The 19423-nt window shown below is 68.7% G+C and carries 21 protein-coding genes; 15 read left to right on the top strand and 6 right to left on the bottom strand.

Annotated elements, in window-relative coordinates:
- Positions 1 to 39: 39 nt before the first annotated feature.
- From secY to IFU40_RS15685, 12 genes are all read left to right on the top strand, one after another.
- Positions 40 to 1362, top strand: a complete 1323-nt coding sequence (gene secY, locus IFU40_RS15740; RefSeq protein WP_055833728.1) for a preprotein translocase subunit SecY — start codon at positions 40 to 42, stop codon at positions 1360 to 1362.
- Positions 1359 to 1952 (top strand): adenylate kinase, encoded by a 594-nt coding sequence (locus IFU40_RS15735; protein ID WP_055833731.1) that lies wholly within the window; start codon positions 1359 to 1361, stop codon positions 1950 to 1952. Before secY ends, IFU40_RS15735 begins: the two co-directional genes overlap by 4 nt.
- Position 1953: 1 nt before the next feature.
- Positions 1954 to 2793 (top strand): type I methionyl aminopeptidase, encoded by an 840-nt coding sequence (gene map, locus IFU40_RS15730; protein WP_191926935.1) that lies wholly within the window; start codon positions 1954 to 1956, stop codon positions 2791 to 2793.
- Positions 2793 to 3497 (top strand): DsbA family protein, encoded by a 705-nt coding sequence (locus tag IFU40_RS15725; protein WP_191926934.1) that lies wholly within the window; start codon positions 2793 to 2795, stop codon positions 3495 to 3497. The genes map and IFU40_RS15725 overlap by 1 nt, the downstream gene beginning before the upstream one ends.
- A gap of 140 nt (positions 3498 to 3637) precedes the next feature.
- On the top strand, positions 3638 to 3859 hold the full coding sequence (gene infA / locus IFU40_RS15720; protein ID WP_013583992.1) for a translation initiation factor IF-1: 222 nt from the start codon (positions 3638 to 3640) through the stop codon (positions 3857 to 3859).
- A 59-nt stretch (positions 3860 to 3918) separates the two neighbouring features.
- Positions 3919 to 4035, top strand: coding sequence for a 50S ribosomal protein L36 (gene rpmJ, locus IFU40_RS15715; protein WP_005050492.1), 117 nt, complete (start codon positions 3919 to 3921; stop codon positions 4033 to 4035).
- A gap of 145 nt (positions 4036 to 4180) precedes the next feature.
- The gene (gene rpsM, locus IFU40_RS15710; protein ID WP_055833737.1) at positions 4181 to 4555 is read left to right on the top strand and encodes a 30S ribosomal protein S13; all 375 of its coding nucleotides are present in this window, start codon (positions 4181 to 4183) and stop codon (positions 4553 to 4555) included.
- Between the two features lie 34 nt (positions 4556 to 4589).
- Positions 4590 to 4988: a 30S ribosomal protein S11 gene (rpsK, locus tag IFU40_RS15705; protein WP_013583990.1), complete on the top strand. Its 399-nt coding sequence runs from the start codon at positions 4590 to 4592 to the stop codon at positions 4986 to 4988.
- A gap of 188 nt (positions 4989 to 5176) precedes the next feature.
- Complete coding sequence (locus IFU40_RS15700) at positions 5177 to 6166, top strand: DNA-directed RNA polymerase subunit alpha (RefSeq protein WP_055833740.1); 990 nt, start codon at positions 5177 to 5179, stop codon at positions 6164 to 6166.
- Positions 6167 to 6208: 42 nt separating this feature from the next.
- Entirely contained in the window at positions 6209 to 6766 is a 558-nt protein-coding gene (gene rplQ / locus IFU40_RS15695; protein WP_191926933.1) for a 50S ribosomal protein L17, read from the top strand.
- A gap of 120 nt (positions 6767 to 6886) precedes the next feature.
- Positions 6887 to 7732, top strand: a complete 846-nt coding sequence (truA, locus tag IFU40_RS15690; protein ID WP_191926932.1) for a tRNA pseudouridine(38-40) synthase TruA — start codon at positions 6887 to 6889, stop codon at positions 7730 to 7732.
- 81 nt (positions 7733 to 7813) lie between these two features.
- Positions 7814 to 8527 (top strand): endonuclease/exonuclease/phosphatase family protein, encoded by a 714-nt coding sequence (locus IFU40_RS15685; RefSeq protein ID WP_191926931.1) that lies wholly within the window; start codon positions 7814 to 7816, stop codon positions 8525 to 8527.
- Between the two features lie 45 nt (positions 8528 to 8572).
- Here the strand turns inward: IFU40_RS15685 and IFU40_RS15680 are convergent, their stop codons facing one another.
- The gene (locus tag IFU40_RS15680; RefSeq protein ID WP_191926930.1) at positions 8573 to 9127 is read right to left on the bottom strand and encodes a hypothetical protein; all 555 of its coding nucleotides are present in this window, start codon (positions 9125 to 9127) and stop codon (positions 8573 to 8575) included.
- 183 nt (positions 9128 to 9310) lie between these two features.
- The gene (locus tag IFU40_RS17275; protein ID WP_191926929.1) at positions 9311 to 11083 is read right to left on the bottom strand and encodes a DUF4012 domain-containing protein; all 1773 of its coding nucleotides are present in this window, start codon (positions 11081 to 11083) and stop codon (positions 9311 to 9313) included.
- Between the two features lie 88 nt (positions 11084 to 11171).
- Between IFU40_RS17275 and IFU40_RS15670 the strand changes: the two genes are divergently transcribed.
- Positions 11172 to 11810, top strand: coding sequence for a hypothetical protein (locus tag IFU40_RS15670; RefSeq protein ID WP_055833754.1), 639 nt, complete (start codon positions 11172 to 11174; stop codon positions 11808 to 11810).
- Here IFU40_RS15670 and IFU40_RS15665 read toward each other — a convergent pair whose 3' ends face one another.
- The gene (locus tag IFU40_RS15665) at positions 11811 to 12929 is read right to left on the bottom strand and encodes a diguanylate cyclase (protein ID WP_055833757.1); all 1119 of its coding nucleotides are present in this window, start codon (positions 12927 to 12929) and stop codon (positions 11811 to 11813) included.
- Positions 12926 to 14593 carry a sensor histidine kinase gene (locus tag IFU40_RS15660; RefSeq protein WP_156459377.1) on the bottom strand — a complete coding sequence of 556 codons (1668 nt, stop codon included), beginning with the start codon at positions 14591 to 14593 and terminating at the stop codon, positions 12926 to 12928. Before IFU40_RS15660 ends, IFU40_RS15665 begins: the two co-directional genes overlap by 4 nt.
- A 177-nt stretch (positions 14594 to 14770) precedes the next feature.
- Here IFU40_RS15660 and IFU40_RS15655 point away from each other — a divergent pair, with 177 nt between their 5' ends.
- Positions 14771 to 15571: a fructose 1,6-bisphosphatase gene (locus tag IFU40_RS15655; RefSeq protein ID WP_070408566.1), complete on the top strand. Its 801-nt coding sequence runs from the start codon at positions 14771 to 14773 to the stop codon at positions 15569 to 15571.
- A 45-nt stretch (positions 15572 to 15616) separates the two neighbouring features.
- Here the strand turns inward: IFU40_RS15655 and IFU40_RS15650 are convergent, their stop codons facing one another.
- Positions 15617 to 16675, bottom strand: coding sequence for a hypothetical protein (locus IFU40_RS15650; RefSeq protein WP_191926928.1), 1059 nt, complete (start codon positions 16673 to 16675; stop codon positions 15617 to 15619).
- Between the two features lie 145 nt (positions 16676 to 16820).
- Between IFU40_RS15650 and IFU40_RS15645 the strand changes: the two genes are divergently transcribed.
- The gene (locus tag IFU40_RS15645; RefSeq protein ID WP_055833768.1) at positions 16821 to 18299 is read left to right on the top strand and encodes a glycosyltransferase family 2 protein; all 1479 of its coding nucleotides are present in this window, start codon (positions 16821 to 16823) and stop codon (positions 18297 to 18299) included.
- A gap of 98 nt (positions 18300 to 18397) precedes the next feature.
- Here IFU40_RS15645 and IFU40_RS15640 read toward each other — a convergent pair whose 3' ends face one another.
- On the bottom strand, positions 18398 to 19342 hold the full coding sequence (locus tag IFU40_RS15640; RefSeq protein WP_181015995.1) for a response regulator transcription factor: 945 nt from the start codon (positions 19340 to 19342) through the stop codon (positions 18398 to 18400).
- Positions 19343 to 19423 lie beyond the last annotated feature (81 nt).

The following is a 19423-nucleotide window of genomic DNA, read 5'->3' as shown; positions in this document are numbered from 1 at the left end:
CGCCCTGCGGCGTGCCGAGATCGTTCTGGAGGAATCCCCTTGTTCAGCGCCATCGCGCGGGTTTTCCGCACGCCCGACCTGAGGCGGAAGATCGCCTTCACGCTGGGCATCATCGCCATCTACCGGCTGGGTGCCCACGTCCCCACGCCCTTCGTCGACTTCCCCAACGTCCAGCAGTGTCTGAACCAGTCGGGCGGCACCGAGGGGCTGCTGTCGCTGGTCAACCTCTTCTCGGGCGGCGCTCTGCTGCAGCTGTCGATCTTCGCGCTCGGCGTCATGCCCTACATCACGGCCACCATCATCGTGCAGCTCCTGCGCGTCGTGATCCCGCACTTCGAGACCCTCTACAAAGAGGGCCAGGCGGGGCAGGCCAAGCTCACCCAGTACACGCGCTACCTGACGATCGCTCTCGCTCTCCTGCAGTCGACGACCCTCGTCACCGTTGCCCGCTCGGGACAGCTGTTCGGCTCGGCCGGCATCCCCGAGTGCCAGCAGCTGCTCACCAACGACATCTGGTGGGCGCAGCTGCTCATGATCATCACCCTGACCGCCGGCACCGGCCTGGTCATGTGGTTCGCCGAGCTGGTCACCGAGCGCGGTGTCGGCAACGGCATGTCGATCCTGATCTTCACCTCGATCGCGGCGACGTTCCCCGGCGCCATGCTGTCGATCCTCACCTCGCGCGGCGTGGAGGTCTTCCTCCTCGTCCTCGCCGTGAGCATCGTGATCGTCGCGCTGGTCGTCTTCGTCGAGCAGTCCCAGCGCCGCATCCCCGTGCAGTACGCGAAGCGCATGGTCGGGCGTCGCACCTACGGCGGCACGAACACCTACATCCCGATCAAGGTGAACATGGCCGGCGTCGTGCCCGTCATCTTCGCCTCGTCGCTGCTGTACATCCCCGCCCTCATCGCGCAGTTCAACCAGCCGCAGGCGGGCCAGGAGCCGGCCGGTTGGGTGACCTGGATCTCGCAGTACCTCACGCGCGGTGACCACCCGCTCTACATGCTCGTGTACTTCCTGCTGATCGTCGGCTTCACGTACTTCTACGTGGCCATCACCTTCAACCCGGTCGATGTCGCCGACAACATGAAGAAGTACGGCGGGTTCATCCCCGGCATCCGTGCGGGTCGTCCGACGGCCGAGTACCTCGACTACGTGCTGACGCGCATCACCCTGCCGGGATCCATCTACCTCGGTCTGATCGCCCTGCTGCCGCTCGTGGCGCTGGCGACGGTCGGGGCGAACCAGAACTTCCCGTTCGGCGGAGCATCGATCCTCATCATCGTGGGTGTCGGTCTCGAGACGGTGAAGCAGATCGACGCGCAACTCCAGCAGCGTCACTACGAAGGGCTGCTGCGATGACCGCGCGTCTTCTGATCGTGGGGCCCCAGGGCTCGGGCAAGGGAACGCAGGGCGTCCGCGTCGGCGACGCCCTCGGCATCCCGGTCGTCTCGACGGGCGACGTCTTCCGTTCGAACGTCGCCGAGGGAACAGACCTCGGTCTGCAGGTGAAGTCGATCATCGACGGGGGAGACCTCGTCCCCGATGAACTGACGAGCGCGGTCGTGCGCGACCGCCTCTCGCAGGCCGACGCCGCCGAGGGCTTCCTCCTCGACGGGTATCCGCGGAACCTCGCCCAGGTCATGCACCTCGACGAGTTCCTGGGCGGACGCGACGAACGTCTCGACGCGGTCATCGCCCTCGTGGTGCCCCGCGACGAGTCGCTCGCGCGCTTGACGGCCCGTGCGGCCGAGCAGGGCCGTGCCGACGACACCGAAGAGGCCATCGCCACGCGTCTGGGCATCTACGAGCGCGAGACCGCGCCCATCCTCGACGTCTACGGCACGCGCGGCATCGTCGACGAGATCGACGGTGTCGGCGGGCTCGACGAGGTCACGGCACGCATCTTCGCCGCCCTCGAGGCGCGCGGAATCGCCTTGTCGGCTGTCTGACGTGGCGCTGCGTTCCTCCATCTACAAGAAGCCCGCCCAGCTGCGGTCGATGATCGAGCCGGGTCTCATCACGGCTGATGCTCTGGATGCCGTGCGCGCACGGGTCGCGCCCGGGGTGACGACCCTCGAGCTCGACGCCGAGGCATCGCGCGTGATCACATCGCGCGGAGCGGAATCGAACTTCCAGATGGTGCGCGGCTACCGTCACACGATCTGCGCCTCGGTGAACCAGGAGGTCGTGCACGGCATCCCGAACGACCGGCCGCTGCAGGCGGGCGACATCCTCTCGATCGATGCCGGAGCGCAGTTCCGCGGGTGGAACGGCGACTCGGCGTTCACCGTGATCGTGCCCGGGGATGCCCCCGAAGAGGTCGTCGCACCGCGTCGCCGTCTGTCCGAGGTGACCGAGGGGTCGTTGTGGGCCGGAATCGCGGCGCTCAGCCGGGCTTCCCACCTCGGCGAGGTGGGCGCGGCGATCGAGCAGTACATCGACGACAACGCGCCCGACGGCGGGTACGGCATTCTGCGCGACTACGTCGGGCACGGCATCGGACGCAAGATGCACGAGTCGCCGAGCATCTTCAACTACGCCGTGGCGGATCGCGGACCCGTGGTGCGCCCCGGTCTCGCGGTGGCGATCGAGCCCATGGTCGTCATCGGCGACCAGCAGACCTTCACCGAAGACGACGGGTGGACCGTCTCGACCGTCGACGGCACGGCCGGCTCCCACTGGGAACATAGTGTCGCCGTGCATGATGGGGGCATCTGGGTTCTCACCGCACATGACGGCGGTGCCGAAAAACTGGCGCCGTTCGGTGTGGTGCCGAAGGAGATCGATTGATGATGATGGCGGCTGTACGCAAGTCCACGAACTGGTTCGCGATCGGCGTCACCGCCGCCGCGCTCGTGGTCGTGCTCATCGTGGGCGGGGTGGTGTGGTTCGCCAACAGTCAGGCGACCTCGGCCGGCACGCTGCCGCAGGCGTCGGCGGTGAACACCGACACGGGCGCCATCGCCGTCGGCTCGGGCCCCAAGACGGTCGACACCTACGTCGACTTCATGTGCCCCATCTGCAACCAGTTCGAGCAGAGCTACGGGCCCACTCTCGACCAGCTCGTGGAGAGCGGTGAGATCACGCTGAACATCCACCCGATCTCGATCCTCGACCGGCAGTCGCAGGGAACGCAGTACTCGACTCGGGCGGCGTCGGCCGCGTACTGCGTGGCCGTCGACGACGCCGCGAACGTGCCGGCCTTCGTGAAGGCCCTGTATGCGCAGCAGCCCTCGGAGGGGACGGCCGGTCTCGACGACGCCACCCTCACCTCGATCGCGACGACGGCCGGAGCATCGGATGCCGTTGCCTCCTGCATCTCGGATGGCACCTACACGAGGTTCGTCACCGCGATGACGCGCGAGACGCCCCTTCAGCAGGGCGCGGCCGGAATCTCGACCCCGACCATCGCGGTCGACGGCACGGTCCTGACCAACCAGACCGATCTGTCGGGCGATCCGCAGAAGGACATCGTCGCGCGCCTCAACGGGTGAGCGCGGCCCCGGCGAGTTGCCGGGTCACGTGATACCACGTATGCTTGATCTTTGGTGCGTTGCGCCTTCATTGGCGTGTCGAAGCACCGAATCCCCATCCACCGCAGACCAGCCGGTCTGTCCAGAGCGTGAGCGAGTATATGGCGAAGAAAGACGGTGTCATCGAGATCGAGGGCACGGTGTCCGAAGCACTGCCCAACGCGATGTTCCGTGTCGAGTTGACGAACGGGCACAAAGTGCTCGCGACCATCTCGGGCAAGATGCGACAGAACTACATCCGTATCATCCCCGAGGACCGCGTCGTCGTCGAGCTGAGCCCGTACGACCTCACTCGTGGTCGTATCGTCTACCGCTACCGCTGAGCCCGGCTGAGAAGTAACGATCCGCATCCGCGGATCGAAGACAGCGAAACAGGAACATCATGAAGGTCAATCCCTCCGTCAAGCCCATCTGCGATCACTGCAAGGTGATCCGTCGTCACGGGCGCGTGATGGTGATCTGCAAGAGCAACCCGCGTCACAAGCAGCGCCAGGGCTGAGTTCGCTCAGAGCTCGACACTTTTCAACTGAATACACATCGGCAGGATCAGATCTCGTCCGCGTCAGCGGGTGGGGGACACCTCGGGTCGGAGGCCCGAGCACCGATCCTGCTTCACACCTCCACGACACTCTGAGGAGAGCCGCATGGCACGTCTCGCCGGCGTCGACATCCCGCGCGACAAGCGCGTGGTGATCGCACTTACTTACATCTACGGCGTGGGTCGCACCCGCTCCGTCGAGATTCTCACGGCAACGGATATCAGCCACGACATCCGCGTGAAGGACCTCACCGACGACCAGTTGGTCGCGCTTCGCGACTACATCGAAGGCACCTACAAGGTGGAGGGTGACCTCCGTCGCGAGGTCGCCGCCGACATCCGCCGCAAGGTCGAGATCGGTTCCTACGAGGGCATCCGCCACCGCCGCGGCCTCCCGGTGCGCGGTCAGCGTACGAAGACGAACGCTCGCACCCGCAAGGGACCCAAGCGCACCGTCGCCGGCAAGAAGAAGGCGCGCTAGGCCTCCGCCGGCGCAGGATTCAGGAGAACCGCACATGGCACAGGCCAAGTCTGCAGCGCGCAAGCCGCGCCGCAAGGAGAAGAAGAACATCGCCGTGGGTCAGGCCCACATCAAGTCGACGTTCAACAACACCATCGTTTCGATCACCGACCCCTCGGGTGCCGTCATCAGCTGGGCTTCGTCCGGCGGTGTCGGGTTCAAGGGCTCGCGCAAGTCGACGCCGTACGCCGCCGGCATGGCCGCGGAGTCGGCCGCTCGCCAGGCGCAGGAGCACGGCGTCAAGAAGGTCGACGTCTTCGTGAAGGGACCGGGTTCGGGTCGTGAGACCGCGATCCGTTCGCTCACGGCCGCCGGCCTCGAGGTCGGCTCGATCCAGGACGTGACGCCCCAGGCTCACAACGGCTGCCGTCCGCCCAAGCGCCGCCGCGTCTGACGCGTCCGTTCCCGGGGAGTGCTCGTCGCTCCCCGGGAACGCCGCGCTTACGCGCGACTCAGACTTCCGGATGCCGCGGCTCACCCTCGGCGCATCGCTCAGGTGACTCGGCATCCCGCGAGTACAACTCAACACCTCACCCCATTACACGTGTCATATAGCGGGCACGTGATCGAAAGGAACACATAGTGCTCATCGCACAGCGTCCCACTCTGACCGAGGAGAAGATCGGGGAGTTCCGCAGCCGTTTCATCATCGAGCCGCTGGAGCCCGGTTTCGGTTACACGATCGGCAACGCGCTGCGTCGCAGCCTCCTGTCGTCGATCCCCGGCGCGGCCGTCACGAGCATCCGCATCGACGGCGTTCTGCACGAGTTCAGCACCATCCCGGGCGTGAAGGAAGACGTCACCGAGATCATCCTGAACATCAAGCAGCTCGTCGTTTCGAGCGAGCGCGACGAGCCCATCACGGCGTACCTGCGCAAGACGGGTTCGGGCGAGGTCACCGCCGCCGACATCTCCGCCCCGGCGGGTGTCGAGGTGCACAACCCCGAGCTGGTCATCGCCACGTTGAACGACACGGCCAAGTTCGAGCTCGAGCTCACCATCGAGCGCGGCCGCGGCTACGTCTCGGCCACGCAGAACCGCAACGAGTACGCCGAGGCCGGTCAGATCCCGATCGACTCGATCTACTCGCCGGTGCTCAAGGTCAGCTACCGCGTCGACGCCACGCGCGCCGGAGAGCGTACCGACTTCGACAAGCTCGTCCTCGACGTCGAGTCGAAGGCGTCCATCGCGCCGCGCGACGCCGTGGCGTCTGCCGGTCGCACCCTCACCGAGCTGTTCGGCCTCGCCCGCGAGCTGAACGTCGAGGCCGAGGGTATCGAGATCGGACCCGCCCCTGTCGAGACCGTTCTCTCGAACGAGCTGTCGATGCCGATCGAGGACCTCGATCTGTCGGTGCGCTCGTACAACTGCCTCAAGCGTGAGGGCATCAACACCGTTTCGGAGCTGGTCGCCCTTTCGGAGACGCAGCTGATGAACATCCGCAACTTCGGTCAGAAGTCGGTCGACGAGGTGCGCGACAAGCTCACCTCGCTCGGACTGTCGCTCAAGGACTCGGTGCCCGGTTTCGACGGCGCCCAGTTCTACAGCGGCTACGACGAAGAAACCGTCTGACCCTGTCGGACCCGACCGAACCTTCTACTGGAGTAATACGACATGCCTAAGCCCACGAAGGGTCCCCGCCTCGGAGGCGGCCCGGCCCACGAGCGTCTGCTTCTCGCGAACCTCGCCGCAGCGCTGTACACGCACAAGTCGATCAAGACGACCGAGACCAAGGCCAAGCGTCTTCGTCCGCTCGCCGAGCGACTGATCACCTTCGCCAAGCGCGGCGACCTGCACGCTCGTCGTCGCGTGCTGTCCGTGATCGGTGACAAGGGTGTCGTGCACACCCTCTTCACCGAGATCGCGCCGCTGGTCGCCGACCGTGAGGGTGGCTACACCCGCATCACGAAGGTCGGAAACCGCAAGGGCGACAACGCCCCCATGGCCGTGATCGAGCTCGTCCTCGAGCCCGTCGCGAAGAAGGCGTCGAACAAGGCCGCCGCGGCTCCCGCCGCCGCAGCCCCGGTCGCCGAGGAGCCCGTCGCTGACGAGGCCCCCGCCGAAGAATCCACCACCGACGAGGCCGCCGACGCCGGCGCCGAGTCGCACGAAGAGGGCGCAGCGGCCGAGGCCGCAGCCGAGGACGCCGTCCAGGACGACACCAAGGCCTGAGTTCTCCCTCTCGGTACGATGCCCCCACCCTTCCGGGTGGGGGCATCGTCGTCTCACCGGGGCCCTTCGGGCAGGGTGCGCGGGGGAGGGGCGGGAGATCACCCCGCGTAGGCTGATCGGGTGCGCATTCGTCTCGACATCGCCTACGACGGAACGAATTTCCGCGGATGGGCGCGTCAGCCGGGTCTGCGGACGGTGCAGGGGGAGATCGAAGAGGCGCTCGAGCGCATTCTCGGCGGAGACCCGCGCCTCGTCGTCGCCGGCCGCACCGACGCGGGTGTGCACGCCTCGGGGCAGGTCGCGCACATCGACCTCGATGCGGGGCAGATCGCGCGCCTTCCGCGCCGGCGGCGTGACAACGACGAAGCGGATGCCGTGGCGGCCCTGGCGGGCCGTCTGCGCGGCGTTCTGGGCTCGTATGCCGACGTGACGGTGCGCTCGACGAGCGTGGCGCCCGAGGGCTTCGACGCGCGATTCTCGGCGGTCTGGAGGCGCTACTCGTACCGCCTCGCCGACGCCACGACGGGCTACGACCCCCTCGATCGCCTTCGCACGACCGCGGTGCGCAGCACCCTCGACCTCGCGGCGATGGATGCCGCGGCTCAGCGGTTGATCGGCCTGCACGACTTCGCGGCGTACTGCAAAGCGCGAGAAGAGGCGACGACGATCCGCACCTTGCTGGAGTACGACTGGCGCCGTGCCGACGACGGCGTGCTCGTGGCGAACGTGCGCGCCGACGCGTTCTGCCACAGCATGGTGCGCGCGTTGGTCGGTGCGTGCGTGGCGGTGGGCGAGGGGCGTATCGAGGTCGACGATGTCGTCGCCATCCGTGACGCGAGGATGCGCATCCCGGAGACGAAGGTGCTGGCGGCCCGAGGATTGGTGCTGGCCGAGGTCGGATACCCGGCCGACGACCTGCTCGCCGCCCGCGCGGAGCAGACCCGTCGGCGGCGCGACGACGAGTGACGCGACATCCTGATCCCCTCGGGCGGAACGGGTGCAACCCCACCGCCGGCGCAGATCGCGCGGTCGTATGCTGTGATCGCCATGAAGGTCATCTCGTACAACCTCAACAAGCACCGGGCCGCCGGTGAACTCGTCGCTCTCGTCGAGAAGCACGAGGTCGACGTGCTGTGCCTGCAAGAGTGCGACAGCACAGACATCCCGGAGCACATCGGTGGGCTTCGGCTCGCCGACGCGACGCAGCGCAACAGGCTCGGGCTCGCGCTGTACTACCGCGAGAACGCCTACCGCGCCGAGGACGTCCGGGCGATCAGCCTGAAGAAGTCCCTGCACGACTACGTGCTGAAGCCGGCCGAGGAGCGCATGCTGGGCGTGCGACTGCGCGACATCGACAGCGGTCGCGACATCATCGTGGCCTCGTTCCACGCGGCTCCGCTGACGGCGCTGAACTCGTTGCGGCGCCACCAGATCCGCACCGCTCTCACCGAACTGCAGAACCTCGGACCGGGTCTTCCCGCCCTCATGGTGGGGGACTACAACTACCCGGTCTTCAAAGAGAACCTGGGGCAGAAGGTGCGCGACCAGGGGTATGAACTGACCCTCAGCGACACCCGCACGTACACCCGGTACCGCTTCTTCCGCGGGCACTACGACTTCGCGACGTCGATCGGCTTCGACATCGCGCACATCAAGACGCTGCCGCAGGGCCTGAGCGACCACTTGCCCATCCTCATCACCGCCGAGGTGACGAACTCCCGTCCGGCGAGCCTCGAGGCCCACACGGACGGACAACGCTGAAGGGGGCCGCCCGAAGACGGCCCCCTCCGCGTTCGCGGCGGTGACTCAGGCGGAGGCCGCCTGACGGCGACGGCGTACCGCGGCGCCCACGGCGACGGCGCCACCGGCAGCGACCAGCGCTGCGCCGGCGACCCAGAAGCCCGTGGTGCTGTTCGCGTCGAAGCCCGTGACGGCGAGCCCGCCCTTCGAGGTGTTGTCGGAGGTGGGCGCGGTGACGACGACGCTCGAGTGCAGCACGACCTTGCTCGAGAGGCCGGTGAAGGTGAGGTAGTACGTGCCCGTCGCGTTCGAGGGGAGCTTGATCGCGACGTTGAGCTTTCCGAACGCGGCGGTCGTGCTCAGTGAGTTGTTCGTCTGCACCGCGACCGACCCGAGCGTGACGGCGCTCGCGTTGGCTCCCGTGATCGAGATCGCCACCTGCTCGTCGGTCTGGAAGGGGGCCGTCGAGGTGGTGAACGTCGCGGACCCGCCCGGGACGACCGTCGACGGCGACACCGAGACGGCGGCGGGGTCGGTGTACGCGTTGGCGGCCGTCGGCGCCATCAAAGCGGCCGCGGCGAGTGAGAGGGCGGCGACGGCCCGGATGATCGTGGTCTTCATGATGTGCCCCATCTGCTTGGCGTAGTCGAGCCGGTGTGCTGAGTTCGAAGTGGTGCTCGCTCCCCTGAGATGAGGGAAGGCGACTCCTCGTCAGAGTCTCGGGGAACCGTCGCGCGCGAACCCCCGCGCTGCGCCAGGTTTCACGTCTCGCCGTGCCCGACTTCACCCGGGCGTCGGGCGGACTCAGCCTCGCGGGAAACGGCACTCGCCCCCGCGCGGGATCTCCGACGGATCGCGCGTCGGGGTCGCGTGAGCGCCGAGCTCGGCGGTGCGGGGGAGCTGCACCTCGAGATCCAGCTGCGCGCGCTGCCCGGGTGAGAGGGTCACCGACCACTTCACGACCTCCCGCCCGTGCGCGGTCCCCCCGGCGAAACCGGGAGTGACGGCGGTGTCGCCGCCGGTCTGACGATCGAGGAGCCGCGCCCCCTCGGGGAGGTAGACGTAGACCCCCGTCAGGGCGTCGCCGACGGGTACGCCGTACTCGCCGCCTCCGGTGACGTAGGCCGGGAGCGACGCGGGGTCGGGTGCGTCGCTGCGCAGCTCGACGTGCAGCGACGCGCGGTCGGGGCCGCACCAGGCCGTCTCGACCTCGGGGCGCAGGTAGTAGTCCATCTTCGAGCCCGTGCCGTCGTTCAGGTACACCCCGAACATGCTGCGCGTCGCGTCGGTGGCGGGCAGCGCACCCTGCAACGGGGTGCCGTAGAGAATGGCCTGGGTCTCGGCATCCGCGTTCCACACCAGCAGGCGTCGCTCCTCACCCGCTCGCGTCACCGCCGAGATGAGAGCCGTCGGATCGGCGCGCCCTGCGGCGAGCGACTGGAACACCGCCGTCGCGGCGCTCTGGAAGAAGGCGTCTTGCACGTCGGGATCGTCGTAGCGGCGGTAGACCTCGTCGAGCAGCAGCGAGACCGCGTTGTCGGCGGTCAACTCCTCGCCCGAGGGCAGTGCGACCGGACCGGTGGCGCGCAGCAGGTACGACAGCGTGACCGGGTCGAGCGTGACCACCCCGTCGACCGAGACGCCGTGCAGGCGCCGCCACATCTCGCGCGCCAGGGGCGCGCCGACGGAGAAATCGGGGATCTGCGTCGCGTTCTGCACGAAACGGGCCGGGCGCGTGTCGAAGAGCGCGCGGTCTTCGTCGGTGAGGGGGAGGACGGGACCCGCCTCGGCGACGTCGGTGAAGTCGCTCGACGACGCCTGCGACACGAGCGAGATGCGGCCGCCCGCCGTGTCGACCTGGGCCACGGCGCCCACGACACCGCCGAGGGAGCGCCACTCGGCGTTGTTCTGGAAGAGCACCAGGTACGAGCGCGGTCCGTCGGCGCCGAACATGGTCGGCACGATCTCGGTCGCCCGGTGCAGCGCATCGGCGCTGTCGGCGGCGCGGATCAGCAGGGCCGTCGACTGTTCGACGGTGCGGGCGAGATCGCCGAGAAGGGGTGCCCGATCGATTCCGGACAGGTCATCGGCCGCGCGACGCAGCGCCGCCGCCGCGAGGGCGGCGGTGGGTTCGACGGCGGCGATCCGCGCGACGTCGATGGTGCCGTCGACGGGGGTCAGCGCCGCCGGGCTCAGGTCGGACGCCGACGCGGCCAGCGGGGCGAAGGCGTGCGCGGCGACGTCGTCCAGGGCCGCCGCGGAGCGTGAGACGGCGGCGAGCTGAGGGCCGACCCACGGCAGGTGGGTGGCCGCCCGCCAGACCGGATCGCCCGTGAGGGCCGCGGCCGCCGCGGTGTCGTCGCCGATCGTGGCGAGGGACGCCATCGCGGCCGAGGGATCGTCGACCGCGGTGGCGGCGGCGACCGTCGCCTGCGCGGAGCGAAGGTGGTCGGCGGCCAGCCCCGCTCGCACCCCGATCCACGTGGCGCCGCCGAGGCCCGTGACCAGGAGCAGCGCCACGGTCCACGAGAAGACGCGTGCGGCCACGTCGGCCGGACGGCGAGGGGTGTCGATCACGCGAACACCCTAGACGGGGCCTTCGGTGGTGGCGCGACCGGGTCGCCGCGGGCGTCTTACACTGGGCAGAGGATCCGGGGGAGAGTACATGAGGCTCGCAGCGCGCAGAAGCAAGGCGATCATCGGGGTGACCCTGATGGGGGCGACGCTCGTGGCGTTGACCGGGTGCGGAGCCCCTCCGTGGGCCCAGGGCGGCGCGCAGGCGTCGTCGTCGGCGTCTCCCACCGCGGCGAACAGCGCCGCACCGCAACCGGTGCGCAACGATCTCTCGAGCGGCTCCACCAAGAGGACGCTGACCGCGGGAGCAGTCGGCGCAACGGTCGACTACTGGTCCACGCTGTCGATGGACCGCTGGACGCCGACCGCTCTCAAACCCGTCAGCATCTCGATGGTGACAACGGTGACGCCCGACGACGGTCAGAAGGTGTACCTGCAGCGCGCGACCATGACCGCGGTTCCCGGCAACGCCTCGCAGTCGTTCGCCCCCCTGACGGCTCAGAGCGATCAGACGGATGCGCCGGGGTATCTGGTGCTCGCCCCGTACAGCTACTCGCAGACCTTCAACGTCGGCGAGGTCCCCGATGACTCCACGTTTGTCACCCTTCAGTTCACCTTCGAGTTCCTCGTTCAGACCACCCCGAACTCGAGCGAGTTCGCGAAGCAGACCGCGACCGACACCCTGACCGTCGCGATCGCCGGGGGCGGCCAGGCCACACCCGCGAGCTGATCAGCCGCGCACGCGCTCCCAGCGGTCGCCGCCCTGACGCGTGGCCGTGGCGGCGGCATCGTCGGCCGCGGCGATGAGAGCGCGGAGGTCGAAGTCGGCCGCCTCGGCGGGGACCCATCCCACGCTCGCGGAGAGCTGGACGTCGATATGGCCCGAGACGTCCACCTCGGTGATGCGGCGGAGGGTGTCCCTGACGTGCTCCCGCAGGACGGTGTCCGGGCGGGCGAGGACCACCACGACCCGTCCCCGTGTCTCGCGGCCGAGGTCGGCTTCGGCGGGGAAGGAGTCGGCGACGATCCCCTCGAACTCCGTGACGAGCCGGCCCCAGCTGCTCTCGCCCGCGGCGCTGCGCAACTGAGCGGGGTCGTCGAGACGAACGGTGAGAACCGCCCACGACTGCTCACGAGCGCGCCGTGCGCGAGCGAGGCGATCGGATGCCGTGGCGACGAAGTGGGGCCACGACGAGGCGGAACGGGTCCCCGTGGGGGAGACCGAGGTGAAGTACAGCAGGGACACCGTCGCGCAGACGAGGTACACCAGCATGGCGAGACCGTTGAGGACGCGGGGGAGCGTGAGGTCGCCCATCTCGGCGGGGGCGGCGACGCCCGCGACCATCACCGCCGCCCCGAGCGCCACGAACGTCGCCGAGACGATGGCCAGAGGAAGGGCGAGGCGTTCGAGCCGATCGGCCGCCCGGAGCAGCTCGAGGTTCGTCAGACCCGCGAAGACGGCGGCGCCGAGGAACGCGACACGGAAGGCGAAGCCGTAGGCCGAGAGATCGGGGACCACCACGAATACGGCGGCCGTCGCGACCGCCTGCGCGGCGCCGACCCAGGGCAGGGCCCGCACGCCGCGTCGGGCTCGGAAGCCCGACCAGACCAGCGCGGGGGCGCCGAGCATGAGTCCGAGCCCCGCGCGCCGGATCGCTTCGTCTTCGACGATCGATCCGGCTACCGAGACCCAGGTGCTCGTCATCGCCAGCACGAACGCCAGCGACCAGAGCAACGCCGACCGCGAGGGGCGGTGCAGGAAGCCCAACCCGATGAGCATCACGGTGCCCACCGTGGCGACGGTGGCCTGGGCGAGACCCAGGTTGGAGAGGGCGTCGGCGGGGATCACGAGGACTCGGCGGGGGTGTGCGCGGGCAGCACGACGGTCACCGTGGTGCCGGTGCCGAGCTCGCTCTCGATGAGGAGGGAGCCGCCCTCGTCTTCGATGATGCTGCGGATGATGCCCATGCCGAGCCCGGTTCCCGGAGTCGAGCTCTCGCGCACGGACTGCGCGCGGAAGTACGGGTCGAAGACACGCGCCAGATCGGAGGGATGGATGCCGATACCCGTGTCGGCGAAGCGGAGGATGACGTCCTCGGGGGTGAGCTCGCCCGAGATGAGGATCGAGCCGCCGGCCGGGGTGTACTTGATGGCGTTGCTGAGGATGTTGTCGAACGCCTGACGCAGCCGGAAGGCGTCGCCGACGACGGCGGCTGTCTCGGGCAGGTCGTCGACCACGCTGACGCGGCGGGAGGCCGCCGCCGGTCGGAAGGACTCCAACGACGACGCGATGATGCGGGTGGCGTCGGCGACCGAGGGGGTGTTCTGCTCGCGGAAGACCCCGCGCGAGTTCGCGAGGATCTCGGAGATCAGCTTCTGCATGCGCTCGCCGGCGCCGGCGATCACCTCGAGCTGGTCGCGCACCTTGGGGGTGAGGCCCGGGTCGTCCAGCGCGAGGTCGGCGTGACCGATGATGGCGGTGAGCGGGTTGCGCAGCTCGTGCGAGACGGTCGCGGCGAGACGCTCGCGCGCGCGCTCGGACTCGATCAGCGCCGTGATGTCGTGCACGATGAGCAGCGTGCTCTCGGGTTCGTCCGAAGAGATGAGGCGCCGCGTCGACACCGACAGCGCGTGCCACTCGCCGTGGGTGTCGAAGAGCCACGTGCGTTCGTCGTCGAACTGCTCGCCGCGTGCCGCGCGGGTGAACGGGCGCTCCGCCTCGGGCAGCGGGTCGCCGCGAAGAGTGGCGTACTCGACGGCTCCCCCCGGACGCTGGGACTCGTCACGCTCGATGCCGTACAGGTCGACGTAGGTGTCGTTCAGCGCCAGCACCTCGCCGTCGGCCGACAGCCGGGCGATGCCGGTGTCGAGCCCGTTCAGCATCTGCGAGACGCGGCGCTCCTGCCCCGACACGCGCTGCAGGGTGCCCTGCAGGCGGCTGGCCTGCCGTCTGAGCAGTTGCTTGAACGCCCGCGTCTGCCGGGCCGAGAGGAACGACGTGATGGCGATGAACGTGAGCGAGAGCAGCACGACGATGAGTCGCAGAGCGGTGACGGGTCCCGCCGCGTTGACCGCGGCATCCACCACGATGATGAAGCCGACCGTGGCGAGCGCCGAGATCATGTACGCGAGGCTGAAGTGGGTGGCGATCCAGATGATCGGGAAGACCCAGAAGAAGCCGAACCGCAGATCGGTCCCGAAGCTCAACAACCCGATGCCGACGATATCGGCGAAAGGGATCGCGGCGACCGCCGCACGCGGGAGGCGGTGCCAGGGCACGACGATCGCGACGGCCGTCAGGGCGATGATCACACCGACGCCCGACGAGAACGGCCACAGGAGGAACAGGGTCGGTTCGAGGGCCTGCACGAGCAGTACCGTGATGACCACGCTCGCCCCGAGGACGAGCTGCAACAGCCACACGGAGCGTGTGTAACTGCTGGGTCCGGTGCCGTCGTCGTCCTGTGCGCTCACGGGAGGAACCGCCGGCGGCACGCTCCTCATGGATGCCATGAGATCGAGTGTATAGAGAGTGGTGTAGTCTTCTGCGCGCCATCCTGTCTCTGCTCGCCGCACGTGCCCTTCTGGGGCGCGGTGCCCGGTCAGACTCCCCCTGAGGCCTGCATCCCGCAGCGTGATGGTCGATTCTCGACCTCTGCGCGCCTTGCGCCGTTACCTCAGGAGACACCTGTGAGCACGCCCCTCCGTCGTCGCGCCCTGCGCGCGAGCGCCCTCGCCCTCGTTCTGGCTTTCGCCGGGCCGGTCGCGCTGACCGGCTGCGGCCAGATCAGCGACGTCATCGGTGCCTTCCCGGGGCAGGGCGGCAATCAGGCGGCCGTCGTCCCGACCCCTGCGCCGTCGGCGTCCGCTGACAAACCGTTCGACTCGCAGTTCACGTACGACGGCTCGGTGTCGCTCTCGACCGAGGTCGCCGACGGCCTCGAGGTGCGTCTCGACGTGTGGGCGGTCAACCCCAAGCGCACGATGGAGTGGACGCCGACCAACGACAAGCAGTTGGGCTTCGCGGTCAACGTCGTCGACCACCGCGTCGACGAGAAGGCCGTGCTCGCGCAGAAGCGTCGCGTCTACGTCTCATCGCTCTCGGTCACGTCGCAGACCGCGCAGACCAGCGGTCAGGTGTCGAGCCCGTTCCAGTTCAGCGCCGACCCGCGCACGCTCGTCCCCTCGGACACACTCCGTTCCGACCGCGGCCTTCTGCTCAACAGCTTCCAGGGCGGCCTGCTGGTCCCCACCACCTCGATCCGCCAGCTGCCCGGTGACACCTACGGCATCACGCTCGAGTTCGCCCTCAACGTCGCGGTCGAGGGCTCGGCCAACACCGAGACGTCGTTCGGGCAGCAGACGGTGTACCAGTACCTGCCGATCGCGATCTTCGCCGACAGCGAGCAGGGGTCGGCCTCGTCGGGTTCCACCACCGCACCCGGCAGCGGTCGCGCTCCGGGGTGGGGGCAGTCCGGCAGCCAGGGCTGATCCCGCCCGCGCGCCCGCCGCGGGCGGCCGGGTAGGCGCAGCGGCTCAGCGAGGACGGAGGCGGCGGCTCTCGAGCAGGTGGGAGAGCTCACCGACCTCGGTGATCACGACGTGCTGGAAGGCCAGGTCGGGGACGTCGTCGTACCCGATGCCCGGCATGCGGGAGGCGAACGCGCGTCGGACGGCGGCATCCTGCGCGTCGCGGTCCGACGCCACGGGCGCCACGACGACGACGGTGTCGCGCGCGGGGATGCCGGTTGCGGCGCGGGGGATCGCGTCGTTGGCGGCGTCGAGCAGCTGTCGCATCATCGTCTCGGCGCGCTCAGAACTGTGCGCGGTGCGGATGAGGTCGAGCTCGGGCACGCGGATGACGGTGACCTGGGCCGTCGCGGCATCGGCGAGCAACGCCGCCGCCTCGGAGCGCAGTGATCCGCGATCGTGCTCCCGTGTTCCCGGGATCGGAGCGTCGTCGAGGTGGCGACCGATGCGCACGGCCGCGAGCGAGACCAGCGCGATGGCGACGGCGCTGACGGCGGCCGTGGTCTCGGCCGAGACGAGTCCTCGTCCGAGGAGGGGATCGAGGCCGGCGACCGCCACCACGGCCAACCGGGCGATGTTGTAGACGCCGTACAGGCCGAGGGTCCACGTCATCAACCGCGCTCCGGAAAGGTCCGCGAGCGGGCGGCGCGCCATCTCGAAGGCGCCGAGCGGGGCGAGCACCGCGAGGCCGGCGGTCTTGACCAGCGTCGCATCGTCGAGGGGGACGAGGAACGTGAGTCCGAACATCAGGATGCCCCCGGCACCGACGCTGATCGCACCGATCGCCGATCGGGAGTTCAATCGACGTGCCCCGGCCCAGAGCAGACCGACGGCCACGACGTTCGTGGCGTTCCCCGCCGCTGCAGCGGTGGTTCCGCCTCCGGCCGCCTCGAACAGGTTCATCGCTCCGCAGAGCAGCGCCGACACGGCCGACAGGTTGCAGTACCGCACGAGGTCTGCCCGGGCTCCGCCGCGATCGTCGCGGGCGCGACCGTGCGTGAGGACGATCGTGGCGAGAGCGAGACCCGCGGCGAGAATCGCGGCGAGGAGGGCGAGGAAGATCACGGAACTCTCGCCTCCTTCGGGGGGCCGGCGCAATCTTGAGCAAATCTTGCGGGGAAGAACGACGTGTGTCCTGGCCGTCTTGCGGCGAACCTACCAGAGTGGGTCTTGGCCGATCCGCCACCGCTCCCACAGGAAGACCACCGTCATGACCGATGCGCGCAGCTTCTCCTCCCCCTCCCGGGAGTTCTCCCACACCGCGGGCGAGCTGACGACGGGGGCTGTCGAGGAGAACCACGGCTTCGCCGACGACTTCTCCGCCGTGCTCGAGAACACCACGGTGCACCGCTCCACCATCGGGTGCGTCATTCCCGCGTACAACGAGGAAGAGTCGATCGCCGACGTCATCGAGGCACTTCTGTCGCAGACGCGCGTGCCGGACGTCATCCACGTGGTGGTGAACAACACCTCGGACGCGACCGTCAAGATCGCCTCGGAGTACAGCGGCCCGCACGAGATCACCACCGAGCTCGGCGAGCAGTTCACCGAGGTGTTCGTGCACGACATCGGCAAGAACCCCGACAAGAAGGTGGGCGCCCTGAATTACGGGTACTCGCTGGTCGAAGGATACGACTACCTTCTGGGTGTGGACGGCGACACGATCGCCGATTCGAAGGCCGTCGAGTATCTCGAGACCGAGGCCGTCTCCGACTCGCGCATCGGCGGCATCTCCGCCATCTTCACGATCGACGACAAGCCCATCAAGGGCCTCGTGGCGCGATTCCTCACCGCGGGTCAGCGCACGCAGTTCGCCGCGTTCAACCTGCAGAACATGCTGCGCGGTCGAAACATGGCGGTGCTCGGCGGGCAGTTCTCGATCTTCTCGACCAACGCGCTGCGCGAGGCGATGAAGCAGAATCACCAGGTCACGCCGTGGGTGAAGGACTCCGAGGTCGAGGACTCGCTCCTCTCGCTGCAGATCAAGAGCGCCGGGTACCTGACGAAGATCAGCCCCTACGCCCGCGCCGACGTGGGCGGCATGACGACGCTGTCGGGCTACGACGCCCAGCAGGTGAAGTGGACCTACGGCGCCATCGAGCTCATGTGGCCCGGCCAGCGCGGCGACACCAAGGGGCAGCCGTTCCACCCGAACCTCCGTCTGCGGTGGTTCGAGAACTTCGGCATGCTGACCAACCTGTTCGTGCGCGTGGCGTTCCTCACGCTGCTCGCCGGCTCGCTGACCCTCAACGCCTTCGTCTTCTCGCCGCTGTGGCTGATCCCGCCCGTCATCGCGATGCTGCTGAACCTGCGCATCGCACGCACCATCAAGTCGGTGGACCGCTCGGACATCCTCTTCGCCATCCTCTTCTTCCCGGCGGAGATCTTCATGTGGATCCGCATCAGCCACTTCGTGCGCTCCTGGACCCGATTCCTGTCGCGCAAGAAGGTCGACAACTGGGCCATGCAGGCCAAGGCCGAGCGCGGTGGCGGACTCGGCCACTGGACGCCGCTGGTCGTGCTGGTGGCTGTCGCCATCGCCCTCGCCGTCATCTGGATCATGGTCGGACCGATGGTGCAGTCCTCGATCCTCTGGATCGGCTGGCCCATCGTCGGTGTGGTCACCGTGCTCCAGACCGTCATGATGTTCACCAAGCTCGTCCGTCGCCACCACGGCTTCAAGGTCTGACGGACCCACGGTCTGATCGCCCGAATGCATCAGAAAGACGGATGCCTCGGCCCTGGGGAGGGTCGAGGCATCCGTGCTGTCCGCGGGGTTCGCGCGAATCAGGTGGGAGCGAGCAGCTCCGACGTGAGGCGGTATCCGACACCGCGTACGGTCTCGATGTACCGCGGGTTCGCGGGATTGTCACCGAGTTTGCGTCGCAGGTTCGTCATGTGGGCCTCGATCGCCCGCTTGTCGGCCTCGCCGACGAAGTAGCTGGTGACGTAGGACTCCCCGCGGAGCACGAGCGTCAGGTCGGCCTTGCTGCGCACCCGGCGCTTGGACTCCATGAGGGTCGCGAGCAGGTCGAACTCGGTGCGCGTGAGTTCGAGCTCGTCGCCGCCCACCCGCACGAGGCGGCTGTCGGGGTCGAGTTGCAGATCGCGGTGGACCACCCACTGGGCACCGGTGGGGGTGAGGTCGTTCGTGGCCATCGCGCCCGCGGCGGGGCGCGGGACGATCTCGGCGCCCGCGGGTGCGGAGCGGGGGTCGGGGCCCTGCGAGGAGGGCACCACGACGGGAGCGCTCGGGGTCGCTACGGGGGGCGGCGTCTCGGTGCGAGGAGTGGGGAAGGACGGCCCGACATTGTCTTGGCGCGGGGCCGACGACACGGCGGGCCCGCCGCCGCGCGGGCGGCGCAGCAGCGCCTCGATCCGCGCGCGCAGCTCGCGAGGGCGGAACGGTTTCACGACGTACTCGTCGGCTCCGGCTCCCAGGCCCAGCACGACGTCGGCCTCTTCTTCGAGGCCAGTGAGCATGATGATGTAGGTATCGCTCTGCTGCCGGATGCGACGGGCGGCCTCGAACCCGTCGATGCCGGGCATGTTGACATCGAGCGTGGTGATGAGGGGCTGGTAGGCGATCACCGCGCGGACGCCGTCGATGCCGTTGCCGACCGAGACGGTGGAGAAACCCGCCGCTTCGAGGACCTCGACCAACAGGTGTCGGATATCGGGATCGTCCTCGACGATCACCGCGGTCTTCAGCATTTCAGTGCTGTCGCTCATGTCACCCACTCTTCCGGCTTCGCACGCTGGCGTGCCCACGTTCTCCCCCGAGCCGCGGTGTCGCAGAGCGACGAGCGCAAT

It is taken from the genome of Microbacterium sp. CFBP 13617, assembly GCF_014839445.1.
In the GTDB taxonomy this organism is placed as follows: domain Bacteria; phylum Actinomycetota; class Actinomycetes; order Actinomycetales; family Microbacteriaceae; genus Microbacterium.
The sequence above is the reverse complement of the archived record's forward strand: the minus strand, read 5'-3'. Positions and strand labels throughout refer to the sequence as shown.